At 72.9% G+C, this 11269-nt stretch carries 13 protein-coding genes; 10 read left to right on the forward strand and 3 right to left on the reverse strand.

Annotation, left to right across the window (positions count from 1 at the left end; genetic code table 11):
- The first annotated feature begins 19 nt into the window (after positions 1–19).
- The 3 genes from ruvX (at position 20) to OHA34_RS00840 (ending at position 2453) form a co-directional block, all read left to right on the forward strand.
- On the forward strand, positions 20–478 hold the full coding sequence (ruvX, locus tag OHA34_RS00830) for a Holliday junction resolvase RuvX (protein WP_285943887.1): 459 nt from the start codon (positions 20–22) through the stop codon (positions 476–478).
- Positions 479–561: 83 nt separating this feature from the next.
- Positions 562–1632 (forward strand): endolytic transglycosylase MltG, encoded by a 1071-nt coding sequence (gene mltG / locus OHA34_RS00835; protein WP_285943885.1) that lies wholly within the window; start codon positions 562–564, stop codon positions 1630–1632.
- A complete protein-coding gene (locus OHA34_RS00840) occupies positions 1632–2453 on the forward strand; it encodes a shikimate dehydrogenase (protein WP_285943884.1) in 822 nt (273 codons plus the stop codon). The genes mltG and OHA34_RS00840 overlap by 1 nt, the downstream gene beginning before the upstream one ends.
- Positions 2454–2531: 78 nt before the next feature.
- On the opposite strand, the gene OHA34_RS00845 is transcribed toward OHA34_RS00840, so the two are convergent.
- Positions 2532–3887, reverse strand: a complete 1356-nt coding sequence (locus OHA34_RS00845; RefSeq protein WP_329520398.1) for a prenyltransferase/squalene oxidase repeat-containing protein — start codon at positions 3885–3887, stop codon at positions 2532–2534.
- 122 nt (positions 3888–4009) lie between these two features.
- Here OHA34_RS00845 and OHA34_RS00850 point away from each other — a divergent pair, with 122 nt between their 5' ends.
- On the forward strand, positions 4010–4759 hold the full coding sequence (locus tag OHA34_RS00850; RefSeq protein WP_329520399.1) for an HIT family protein: 750 nt from the start codon (positions 4010–4012) through the stop codon (positions 4757–4759).
- Here the strand turns inward: OHA34_RS00850 and OHA34_RS00855 are convergent.
- Together OHA34_RS00855 and OHA34_RS00860 are read right to left on the reverse strand one after the other, a co-directional pair.
- The gene (locus OHA34_RS00855) at positions 4735–5685 is read right to left on the reverse strand and encodes a carbohydrate kinase family protein (RefSeq protein ID WP_285943879.1); all 951 of its coding nucleotides are present in this window, start codon (positions 5683–5685) and stop codon (positions 4735–4737) included. The genes OHA34_RS00850 and OHA34_RS00855 overlap by 25 nt on opposite strands.
- Before the next feature lie 7 nt (positions 5686–5692).
- Entirely contained in the window at positions 5693–6256 is a 564-nt protein-coding gene (locus OHA34_RS00860; RefSeq protein WP_285943878.1) for an NUDIX domain-containing protein, read from the reverse strand.
- A gap of 436 nt (positions 6257–6692) precedes the next feature.
- Between OHA34_RS00860 and infC the strand changes: the two genes are divergently transcribed.
- The 6 genes from infC to OHA34_RS00890 all read left to right on the forward strand — a co-directional run bounded on the left by infC (position 6693) and on the right by OHA34_RS00890 (position 11156).
- The gene (gene infC, locus OHA34_RS00865) at positions 6693–7259 is read left to right on the forward strand and encodes a translation initiation factor IF-3 (RefSeq protein ID WP_329522369.1); all 567 of its coding nucleotides are present in this window, start codon (positions 6693–6695) and stop codon (positions 7257–7259) included.
- A 190-nt stretch (positions 7260–7449) separates the two neighbouring features.
- The gene (rpmI, locus tag OHA34_RS00870; RefSeq protein ID WP_285943877.1) at positions 7450–7644 is read left to right on the forward strand and encodes a 50S ribosomal protein L35; all 195 of its coding nucleotides are present in this window, start codon (positions 7450–7452) and stop codon (positions 7642–7644) included.
- Between the two features lie 70 nt (positions 7645–7714).
- On the forward strand, positions 7715–8092 hold the full coding sequence (gene rplT, locus OHA34_RS00875; protein WP_285943875.1) for a 50S ribosomal protein L20: 378 nt from the start codon (positions 7715–7717) through the stop codon (positions 8090–8092).
- Positions 8093–8126: 34 nt separating this feature from the next.
- Positions 8127–8960 carry a TrmH family RNA methyltransferase gene (locus tag OHA34_RS00880; RefSeq protein WP_285943874.1) on the forward strand — a complete coding sequence of 278 codons (834 nt, stop codon included), beginning with the start codon at positions 8127–8129 and terminating at the stop codon, positions 8958–8960.
- 300 nt (positions 8961–9260) lie between these two features.
- Positions 9261–9773, forward strand: a complete 513-nt coding sequence (locus OHA34_RS00885) for an STAS domain-containing protein (RefSeq protein WP_285944061.1) — start codon at positions 9261–9263, stop codon at positions 9771–9773.
- 273 nt (positions 9774–10046) lie between these two features.
- The gene (locus OHA34_RS00890; protein WP_432763107.1) at positions 10047–11156 is read left to right on the forward strand and encodes an ATP-binding protein; all 1110 of its coding nucleotides are present in this window, start codon (positions 10047–10049) and stop codon (positions 11154–11156) included.
- The last annotated feature ends 113 nt before the right edge of the window (positions 11157–11269 follow it).

The following is an 11269-nucleotide window of genomic DNA, read 5'->3' on the forward strand; positions in this document are numbered from 1 at the left end:
CGCTGAGCGGAGCGAAGCCATGAGACAGGGCGTTCGGCTCGGGGTGGACGTGGGGAGCGTGCGCATCGGCGTGGCGCGGAGCGATCCCGGTGGGATCCTCGCCTCCCCGCTCGAGACGGTGCGGAGTGGGAAGGGCGACCTCGACCGGCTGGCCGAGCTGGTCTCGGAGCATGAGGCGGTCGAGGTCGTAGTCGGGCTGCCGACGTCGCTGTCGGGGCGTGAGGGCCCGGCGGCGGCGTCGGCACGCAGGTTCGCGGGCATGCTGGCGGGCCGGCTCGCCACCGGGACCGTCCGGCTGTACGACGAGCGGCTCACCACCGTCACGGCCGAGAGCGGCCTGCGCGCGGGCGGTGTGCACGGGCAGGCCCGGCGCAAGGTCGTCGACCAGGCGGCGGCGGCGGTGCTGCTTCAGGCGGCCCTGGACGGGGAACGTTTGACTGGACGCCCCCCAGGCGAGATCGTCCGGGGAAGCGCATGAGCGATTTGGACCTTTTCTCAGATCCGTCCGGTGGCGGTGGCCGTTCGCGGGGCGAACGGCCCGTCCGGCGTGACCGGCGCCGGGTGCGGAAGAGGCAGCGGCGGCGCCGGAACGGGCGGGCCGCGGCGCTGTTCGCGATGGCCTTCATCGTGGCGATCTTCGGCACCGGCGGCGTGCTCGGGGTCGCGTGGCTCGACAGCCGGATGCATCCGCCGGACTACTCCGGTGGGGGCGGCGGGAACGTCACGGTGCAGATCAAGGACGGCGACGGCGGGTACGTCATCGCCGCCGCGCTGGAGCAGCACGACGTGGTCAAGAGCAGCCGGGCCTTCATCAAGGTGTACGGCAAGGAGACCAAGGCCGGCAGCATCCAGCCGGGCTTCTACCGGATGCGGCTGAAGATGTCGTCGTCGTCGGCGATGGCGCTGCTGCTGGACACCAAGTCGCGGGCGGACAACCAGATCACGATCTTCGAGGGCCTCCGGACGAGCGAGATCTTCGACAAGCTGTCGAAGAAGACCGGTATTCCGCTGAGGAACTTCCAGGCGGCGGAGGCCAAGCCGCAGGGGCTGGGGCTGCCGGCGTACGCCAAGGGCCTGGAGGGGTACCTGTTCCCGGGGCGGTACGACCTGAACCCGAACGGGAGCGCGCGGGAGATCCTCAAGCAGATGGTCGACCGGTTCAACCAGGAGGCCGAGAAGATCGACCTGGAGGGCAAGGCGAAGCAGGGGAACATGCGGCCGGCGGAGCTGATCACCATGGCCAGCCTGATCCAGTCCGAGGGCGGCAAGCCGGGAGACCTGGCCAAGATCTCCAGGGTGATCCGCAACCGGATGGAACAGGGCATCCCCCTACAGTTCGACTCCTCGGTCCTTTACGCGCTGAAGAAGCGCACGCTGAACGTACGGAACCACGACACCCAGTACCCCTCGCCCTACAACACCTATCTGCACAAGGGCCTGCCCCCCGGGCCGATCTCCAGTCCCGGGGCGGATTCGATCGAGGCCGCGGCGTCGCCGAAGAACGGGACGTGGCTGTACTTCATCGCGGTCGACCCGACGAACAAGCGGACCGAGTTCACCGCGGACTACCAGGAGTTCCTGAGGCTGAAGAAGCAGTTCAACAGGTGGCAGCAGCAGAATCCGGGGAACTGATGGGACACAGGGCGGCGGTCCTCGGCTCGCCGATCGGGCACTCGCTGTCGCCGGTGCTGCACCGGGCGGCGTACGCGGCGATGGGCCTGGACGACTGGTCCTACGAGGCGATCGAGTGCGGTGAGGACGGCCTGGCGGGCCTGCTCGACGGGCTCGGCCCGGCGTGGGCGGGGCTGTCGCTGACGATGCCGCTCAAACGGACCGCGCTGAAGCTGGTCGACGAGGTGTCGGAGCTGGCGGTGAAGGTCGGCGGGGCCAACACGATCGTGCTGCGGGACGGGCGCCGGTTCGGCGACAACACCGACGTGCACGGCGTCGTGACCGCGCTGACCGGCGCGGGGCTCGGCGATCCGGGCCGCGCGGTGGTGCTCGGCGGCGGCGCGACCGCGGCGTCGGTGCTGGCCGCGCTGGCGGGCCTCGGGCTGGACGAGGCGGTGCTGGCCGCGCGCAGCCCGGAGCGGGCGGCCGGGGCGGCGGAGGTGGGCGAGCGGTTCGGGCTGACGGTGCGGGTCGCCGCCCTCGACCGGCTGCCCGAGCTGCTTCCCGCCGGCTTGGTGGTCTCCACCCTGCCGGGACGGTCGGGCGACGCGTTCGCCGAGCCGGTCGCCGCGTCGGGCGCCGCGCTGTTCGACGTGGTGTACGCGCCGTGGCCGACGGCGCTCGCCGCGGCGGTCGGCGGCGCGGGCGGCACGGTCGTCGGCGGCTTCGAGATGCTGCTGCACCAGGCGGTGCGGCAGGTGACGCTGATGACCGGACGCGAGGACGTCCCGGTCGAGGCGATGCGCGCCGCCGGGGAAGCAGAACTCGCCCGGCGGGCCTGACGCCCCGCCTCCCGTTCCCGCCTCGCGCCCCCGCCTCCCGTTCCCGGCTCCCGTCCCCGCCCCGCGCTCGACGCGACGTCAGCGCGGGGTGCGGCGCCGCTTCATCGACTCGTCCGCCGCCGCGAGCATCATCGGCAGGATCACGCTCAGCCAGAAGTCGCGCCAGCCCCACGTCCCGGAAGCGACTCCCGTGAGGCTGCCCGCGCCGATCAGGGTGAGCAGCACCGCCGACCAGTGCCGCCGCACCAGCCGTACCGGTTCGAGGCGCCGGCGGTGGGGGAGCAGCGCGGCCAGCGGCCGGTCCCGCGCGTGCGCGCGCTGCACCACCGTCGCGTCCGGTAGCCAGTGCAGGACGTCGCCGGTGCCGGCCAGCGGGACGCGGGTGAGGTCGATCAGGATCTCCAGCCGCCACCACAGCTTCCAGAGCGAGGTGCGCCCGCTGCCGGGGTAGCCGGTGCGGCGCGGGGCGGTGATCTCGGCGCGGGCCAGCGTCCGGAACGCGCGGGCGACCGTCGGCCCGTGCGGGCCGCGCGGGTCCCGCAGCAGCGCCGACAGGGCCAGGGGCAGCCCGTAGTGCCAGAGGGCCAGTCGCCAGACGGGGCTGGACGCCGTGCCGTGCGGGGAGACGTCGTAGGTCTCGATCCAGGTGTGGTCGTCCTCAGGGTCCAGGTTCGCCAGCAGCCAGTCGTAGGCGTCCAGCAGCCGCTCGGTGCACAGCGCGGGACGCGCCTCGGCCAGCGTGACCAGCGCGAACGCGGTGTGCGTGACGGTCGGCCCGGACGTCGGGGTGGGACCCCACGCGGGACGGCTCGCGGTCCGGCCCGCCGTCAGCCACTCCACGCCCCGCTCCACGGCCTCGTCGTAGGGGTTGAGCTGGGTGAGGGCGCGCAGCGCCAGGCAGGTCAGCCAGACCCGGGACGGGCAGCCGAGTAGGGACCCCCAGCCGCCGTCGGGGTTCTGGTTGCGCAGCAGCCACCGGTAGGCCCGCCTGAGATCGGGGGCGTCCTCGCGCAGGTCGCAGTGGGCGCGGGCGAGGAAGCGGGCGATCCAGGCGGTGGCCTCCACGACCGGCAGGCCGAGGCTGGTCCGGGTGGCCCAGCCGCCGTCCCCGAGCGGGTCGGCGGAGGCGGCCTGGCGGGACGCCAGGAACGCCAGGCCCTCGTCGAAGTGCTCGAACGGCCGGGCGGTCTCGACGAAGGCCAGCAGCCCGATCGCGGTGGCGGTCGCCCCCGGCTCCGGCCTGGTCAGCTCGTGGTACCAGCCGCCGCCGGCGTCGGGGGCGGGCGAGTAGGCGTCGCGCAGGGCGTCGAGCGACTCGTTCAGCCGGCGGTCGAGCACGGCGAGGTCGATCGCGGGGGGCGGCCCTGGTGCGGGGCGGCGGGCGGGTGCGTTGCGAGGTGCGGGGGCCGGGGGCCGGGGGAGCGGTGGGTTCACAGTGTGCCTCTATGTCCTTTGTTCCCGTTCGGCCAGGCTTTGTACCCTGCGGGTTCCGGGGCTGTGCCCGCCCGCCCGGAGCATCGGGGCCGGGGAGCGGGCACGCTGGGTGATGAGCGCTCGTGCGGCCCGTGGTGCTGGAGGACGCGTTGACCGAGCCATCCGAACGGGACGGCCACGCCGCGGACTGCGTGCTGTGCCCGCCGCTGCGGTTCCGGTTCAACGACATGGCGGGCCTGCCGGGCGGTGCGGCCGTCCTCGCGGCGGACGCCGACTTCTTCCTCATGCCCGACCTGGCCCCCTTGGCGGACGGGCACCTGCTGCTGGTCACAGAGGCGCACCACCCGAGCGCCGGGACGTTCGGCGGCCGGATGTGGGCGCGCGCCTGCGTGTGGCGCGGCCGGATCGCCCGCATCTACCGCGAGGCGTACGGGACCGGCGAGCTGGTGATGTTCGAGCACGGTCCGGCGAGCCCCCAGGGCGGCGGGGCGTGCATCGACCACGCGCACTGGCACTTCCTGCCGGGCAGCCCGGGTGTACGGGCCGTGGTGGAACGCAGCGGGCCGCACGGTGTCCCCGCTGACCACGACTCCGTACGCGACCGGGTCCGGGAGGGCCGCTCGTACCTTCTGCTGGAGGAGGGCGAGACGGTCACGCTCCACCCGGGAGAGGGTGTGCCGAGCCAGTTTCTTCGCTGGGCGGCGGCGACCGCGCTCCTAGACGACTCAGTGGCGCACAAGGACGGTTCCGTTAGGGCTTGGCGCTGGCAAGAGACGTTCGGACTACCCGAGAGCAAGCGGTCCTTCCAGCGAACGCTGGATGCGCTCCGTTCGGCCCTCAGGGAGGATCAGCGGACCGACAGCCACCAGTAGAGCTCGGCCACAGCGAGCCGGTCACCGAACCCAGCGCGTTCCACCCCGTCGCCGTATCCGGTCGGGTATTCCAGGAGCAGCCCGTCCCGCTGGTGGGCCAGTGCACACTCCAGCGAGCTCTCGCCGAAGCGCAGCAGCCACAGCGGACGTCCCGGAACGAGCCGATCCAGTGACGGGAGCAGTTCCCGTACAGCGTCCGCCCCTACCGGAGGTACCTGGCCGAGCAGCCTGGCCAGTGTGGGCGCCTCGGAGATGACGACGTCGGCCAGCGAGAGCATCGGCAGGACCTCCGCGACCGGCAGCCGCGCGTCGATGTCGTGCGGGACCACGTCGAAGACCACCTGCGCGCCGGCCTGGCGGGCGATCGCCGCCGCCTCCCGCAGGGCGGCCCGGGAGACGGGGGACAGCAGGGCGTACCCGTCGACGCACAGCACGTCCGCGTGCCCGATCGCGGCGGAGACGTGCCGCACGTCGGACGCCGACAGCCGCCGGTCGGGGGCGTCCTCCTCCGCGATGAGCAGCCGGACGCCCGGTTCGCCGCCGGCCGCGCGGTCACGGAGCATCACCGCCACCCCGTTGGCGGCGCCGTGCTCGACGCGGAGCAGGTCGCGGACGCCCAGCCGCCTCAGCTCCCGCCGGATCACCGGGGTGAAATCGTCGTCCCCGACCCGGCCCAGGACGGCGACGTGGCCGAAGTAGCCGGCCGCCCGCCGCGCCAGGTTGACCGCGGTGCCCGCCACGATCGCCCGCGCGGGCGCGTAGGCGAGCCGGTCGGCGGTCAGCTCCGCGAAGCGGACGGCGGGCAGCTCCGCCCTGACCTCGATCCGCACATCGCCCACGACGACCATCGTGAAGCGCCGCTCGGCGACGCCGTCCAGGCCGGGCCACTGGACCGGGGGGCGCGCGGACGCCGCCGCGATGTCCATGATCGCCTCAGCCCGCCGGCGGATGCAGCCGGAGGAACACGCGCATCACCGGGCGCAGGCTCGGGATCAGCTCGAACCCGCCGAGATCGCCCAGCGGCACCCAGGCGCAGTCGGCGAGATGGTCGCCGTCGGTCTGGTGCTCCAGGCTCACGTCCAGGCTCGCGGGCCGGCAGTGCCGCGCCGCGGCGACCACCCGCACCTGCCCGCCCCGCTCCCCTGCGGGGGGACCGAGATCGGGCATGAACCACTGCCACAGGTGGAACGGCGGGCCCGGGTCGACCTTGATGCCGACCTCTTCCCACACCTCGCGCCGGATGTGGTCGTCGAGGTCGAGGTCGGCGGCGACCTCCAGCCGCCCGCCCGGCACCTCCCACCGCCCCGGGTGGAACGGATCGGACGCCGCCTTGCGGACCAGCAGCAGCCGGTCCGCGTCGAGGATGAACGCCTTCTGCGCGAACTCCAGCCTGATCATCCGGGCGGCGCCGGACGGGCCGGCCGTGGCTGTGTTGACCGAGGGCATCGCGGAGAACCCCTCCGTGGAGCCGACCCCGGTGGGCCGTCGTCGCTCCACGGTAACAAGCCACACGAATTCCGCCAGGGCCCAGAAGGGCGCCGTCCTGGGCCTGGGGAATGGACGCCCGTCCCCCGTGGTTGTGAAGTGGTGGATCGGTGCCCCGGAGGGGCGGCGCGACAGGGCCTGGCAAGTGATAGCCTTGGAACTCGACCGGCCCTGTGCGGACGATGACGACATCGTGATCGACCGTACCGGGCGCTCAAGCGGAGGCCATCTCCCACCTGACCGGCCGTCAAGCCGGTGGGTTTCGGTCCGGCGAACGGGCGGTACACGCCCGCGACGCCGTAGTTCCCGTCGGCACTGTCGGCGGGAAGACCGAAGGTGGCCCCGCATGCGAGTCGTGCGGGGCTTTTTGCGTGAAGGCCCTGGGGTACGACCGGTCCTGGAACTTGAGTAACGGCCCCAAGGAGGTCCCATCAGCGCCGAACCGCGTATCAACGACCGCATTCGCGTGCCCGAGGTCCGGCTCGTCGGCCCGAACGGCGAACAGGTGGGCATCGTGCCCATCGCCAAGGCCCTTGAACTCGCGCGTGAGTCGGACCTCGACCTGGTCGAGGTGGCGCCCACCGCGCGCCCGCCCGTCGCCAAGCTCATGGACTACGGCAAGTTCAAGTACGAGTCCGCGATGAAGGCGCGTGAGGCGCGGAAGAACCAGGCGCACACGGTCATCAAGGAGATCAAGCTCCGCCCGAAGATCGACCCGCACGACTACGCGACCAAGAAGGGTCACGTGGTGCGGTTCCTCAAGGCGGGGGACAAGGTGAAGGTCACGATCATGTTCCGCGGTCGTGAGCAGTCCCGTCCCGAGCTCGGTTTCCGGCTGTTGCAGCGGCTGGCCGACGACGTCGAGGACCTCGGCTTCGTCGAGTCGCGGGCCAAGCAGGACGGCCGAAACATGATCATGGTGCTCGGTCCGCACAAGAAGAAGGCCGAGGCCAAGGCCGAGGCCAAGGCCGAGCGGGCCACCCGTGACCATGAGGCGGAGGCCGACTCCGTCTGACGGCCCCGGCCGGGTCGTACCGGGGCCGCCCAGCGGCGGTCCCCACGTGGTCTCGCGTTCTCGCGAGGTCGTGACGCACGTACATTGAAGCCTGACCAGGCGCGTCACACGGAGTTCCGTGGGATGCGCCCGATCAGGCGCGCCCCCGTGCCAGTGCGCGGGGGCCGGGAGTGAGGGAGACGACGGCGCCATGCCGAAGACCAAGACCCACAGCGGTGCCAAGAAGCGCTTCAAGCTGACCGGCACCGGCAAGGTGATGCGCCGCCGCGCCAACCGCAACCACCTGCTCGAGCACAAGCCGACCAAGCGGACCCGCCGCCTGGACGGCCCGGCCGTGGTGGCCGACGCCGACGCCAAGAACATCAAGAAGCTGCTGCGCAAGTAGCCCACGACCAGAAACCCGTACGACCGGCCGAGGTCAGCACGGCCCCGGCCCCCACGAAGGAGTTCGAAACGTGGCACGCGTGAAGCGGGCGGTCAACGCCGCCAAGAAGCGTCGGGTCGTCCTGGAGCGGTCGAGCGGCTACCGCGGCCAGCGGTCGCGCCTGTACCGCAAGGCCAAGGAGCAGCAGCTCCACTCCATGACCTACGCCTTCCGGGACCGCAAGGACCGCAAGGGCCAGTTCCGCCGCCTGTGGATCCAGCGGATCAACGCTGCGGCCCGCGCCAACGGCATCACCTACAACCGGTTCATCCAGGGCCTGAAGGCGGCCGAGATCGAGGTCGACCGCCGCATGCTCGCCGAACTGGCCGTCAACGACGCCGCCGCGTTCACCGCCCTGGTGACGGTGGCCAAGAACGCGCTGCCCGCCGAGGGCAGCGAGGCGGCCTGAACCGGTTCCCGGCAGACAGGCGATCACGAACGTCATGGCGGGCCGCGAGCTGACCTCCCTCCGATCACCACGGGTGAAGGCCGCTCGCCGGCTCGCCAAACGTGCGTTCCGGCGCCGCGAACGGCGCTTCCTCGCCGAAGGCCCGCAGGCGGTGCGGGAGGCGCTGGAGATCCCCGGCGGCCTCGCCGAGCTGTTCACCACCGCCGAGGCCGAGGCCCGCCATCCCGAGCTGGTGACGGCCGCCGAGAAGGCGGGCGTCCCGGTGCTGCGGGTCAGCGGCGAGGTCATGGCCGAGCTGGCGCAGACCGTCACGCCCCAGGGGCTGCTCGCGGTCTGCCAGTTCGTCGACGTCCCGCTGGGCGGCGCGCTGGACTCCGGCCCCAGGCTGGTGACCGTGCTCGCCCACGTCCGCGACCCCGGCAACGCCGGAACGGTCCTGCGCACCGCCGATGCCGCCGGGTCGGAGGCGGTCGTCTTCACCGACGCGTCGGTCGACCCGTACAACGGCAAGTGCGTCCGCGCGTCGGCGGGCAGCCTGTTCCACCTCCCCGTCGTCGTCGGGCCCCGGTTCGGCGACCTGATCCCCGAGCTCAAGGCGGCCGGGCTGAAGGTGCTCGCCGCCGACGGCGCGGGCGACCGGACCCTCGACGACGGCATCGACGACGGCCTGCTCGCGGGCCCCACCGCCTGGGTGTTCGGCAACGAGGCGTGGGGACTGCCCGACGAGATCCTCCAGCATGTCGACGAGGTCGTGCGGGTGCCGATCTACGGTCGGGCCGAGAGCCTCAATCTGGCGACGGCCGCGGCCGTCTGCCTCTACGCCTCGGCCCGCGCGCAACGCAATGGGGACCCGCGCCCGGCGCCGTGAGGGCGCGCGCGGGCCGTGGAGGGCCCGCGACGACGTTGTGAGGGTGTGAGGGTTCGTCTTGGTAAGGGCGATTCTGTGCGTTCGGCTGGCCGCAAGCGGTCGCGTCGTGCGGCTTTTCTCCTCCCTTGACCTGGGAGGATGAACTATCGCTGGACGGTGGGCGGGGGGCTCGCGTCCGGCGGCGACTCATTCCCAGGTAGGAGCGGGAACCAACCCGGCGATGGATCCACGCGTCGCACCCGGGTGCCTACGGTGATGACGAGGGCGGCGATGGGGCCGTGCAGAGTGGGGGCAAACGTGATGATCGACGAGGGCAGGGCGGCGGCCAGGCGTCCCGGCAGGCGCGGACCCGAGGTCAGGTGCCGGGCGGGTGCCCGGCCCGCCGGCGGGCCGGGCACCGCGCTGGACGGCCCCGCGGCCGGGGGGCCGCGTGAGCAGGGCCCGGTGGCCGGTCTGGACGTCTCGGTCGCGCAGGTGCACGGTGAGACCGTCGTCGCCGCAGTGACCGGCGAGATCGACCTGCACACCGCCGACACGCTCCGCGTCCACCTGGTCGAGCTGCACGAGGCGGGCTTCCGCCGCCTGGTCGTCGACTTCGCCGGGGTCCCGTTCTGCGACGCCACCGGGCTCGGCGCCCTGGTCGCCGCGCACAACCAGATCTCCGGGGCCGGGGGAGAGATCAGACTCGCCCGGGTGCGGCCCGCCCAGGTTCGGCTGCTGCGCATCACCGGGCTGTACCGGCTGTTCACCCTGTACGACGACATCGCCGGCGCGATCGCCGAGGCCGGGTCGTCCGCGGCCCCGCGCTGCTGACGCCCGCCGCCCGTGCCGGTGTCCGTGCCGCCACTCGTACCGGCACCTGTGCCGGCCGCCCGTGCCGGTGCCCGTTTCGGTCGCCGGTGCGCGGGGTGGTGCGGGAGGGGCGGCAGAGTGCCCGTGACGGCCACAATGCCTGTCCGTAGGGGCTTCTCCGGGTCCCGTTAGGTCCCCGTCTCCGGATAGAGTCTCCTTTCGACAGGCCGCGTTCTCACCGGTGTTCTGGAGGCCGTTGTGGGCGGAGAGGACTCCCCGCACCTGGCCCGACCCATGCCCGCTGCTGGAGGCGATGTGGACGTTCCGCCGGAGGACGCGGCGGACGCCCTGCCCTGCGGCGCGCCGACCCTGGACGATCTTCCCGACGGCCTGCTGGTGGCCGACCGGGACGCCCGCGTCGTGGTGTTCAACGCGGCGGCCTCGCGGATGACCGGCATCGCCTCCGGCGCCGCCCTCGGCCGCGACTTCCGCGACGTCCTGCCGCTGCACGACGCCGAGGGCCGCGACTGGTGGAAATGCCTGGCCCCCTACGACGGGCTCGGCACCCGCACCCGCCACCCCGAGCGGCCGCTGTACCTGCCCGGCGGCACCGAGCTGCTGGTGACGGCGGGCTACCGGCGCGGCCGGGGCGGCCGGGTGGAACGGTTCACGATCTCCCTGCGCGACGCCCTGCACCGGGCCCGGCTGGAGCGCGACCGCGCCGACCTGGTGTCCACCGTCGCTCACGAGCTGCGCTCCCCGCTGACCAGCGTGAAGGGCTTCACCGCGACGCTGCTGGCCAAATGGCACCGCTTCAACGACGACCAGAAGCGGGTGATGCTGGAGACGGTCAACGCCGACGCCGACCGGGTCACCCGCCTGATCACCGAGCTGCTCGACGTCTCGCGGATCGAGGCGGGCCGGCTGGAGATGCACCGGCAGGTGGTCGACCTGCCCGGCGAGATCCGCAAGGTCCTGGCCGGACGGGTGGCGGCGGGCGACGCCGAGGACCGGTTCCGGTTCGAGGCCCGCGGCGTCCTGCCGGAGATGTGGCTCGACCCCGACAAGGTCGACCAGATCCTCGGCAACCTGGTCGAAAACGCCGTGCGGCACGGCGCTGGTACTGTCACCATCATGGTGGAGCCGGACGCGCATAAGGAGGGGGCCGCCGTGTCGGTGCGCGACGAGGGCGAGGGCATTCCGCCCGAGGCCGCCCAGCGCATCTTCCGGCAGTTCTGGCGCGGTCCCGGCGGCAACCGCCGCGGTGGCACCGGGCTCGGGCTCTACATCGTCAAGGGCCTGGTCGAGGCGCACGGGGGCACCATCACCGTGCGGCGCGCCCCCGGCGGCGGCGCCGAGTTCCGATTTACCGTGCCCGCCGGGGCCCCCGACTACGCCACCTGATCGCGCGCTCGCACCGCGTTCCGATCCCGGCGTCACGGGCCCCGCGCGGGCGGCGCGACCTGCGCACGCTTTTCCGGATCCTTCCCGCCCGCCCACTAGACTGCGGGCGTCCC

The organism is Spirillospora sp. NBC_01491 (assembly GCF_036227065.1).
Taxonomy (GTDB): Bacteria; Actinomycetota; Actinomycetes; order Streptosporangiales; family Streptosporangiaceae; genus Spirillospora; species Spirillospora xylanilytica.

Coding starts and splice junctions, on each gene's coding strand:
- ruvX (WP_285943887.1), top strand. CDS start 20: ATGAGACAGGGCGTTCGGCTCGGGGTGGACGTGGGGAGCGTGCGCATC.
- OHA34_RS00840 (WP_285943884.1), top strand. CDS start 1,632: ATGGGACACAGGGCGGCGGTCCTCGGCTCGCCGATCGGGCACTCGCTG.
- OHA34_RS00855 (WP_285943879.1), bottom strand. CDS start 5,685: ATGGACATCGCGGCGGCGTCCGCGCGCCCCCCGGTCCAGTGGCCCGGC.
- rpmI (WP_285943877.1), top strand. CDS start 7,450: ATGCCGAAGACCAAGACCCACAGCGGTGCCAAGAAGCGCTTCAAGCTG.
- OHA34_RS00880 (WP_285943874.1), top strand. CDS start 8,127: ATGGCGGGCCGCGAGCTGACCTCCCTCCGATCACCACGGGTGAAGGCC.
- OHA34_RS00885 (WP_285944061.1), top strand. CDS start 9,261: ATGATCGACGAGGGCAGGGCGGCGGCCAGGCGTCCCGGCAGGCGCGGA.
- OHA34_RS00890 (WP_432763107.1), top strand. CDS start 10,047: ATGCCCGCTGCTGGAGGCGATGTGGACGTTCCGCCGGAGGACGCGGCG.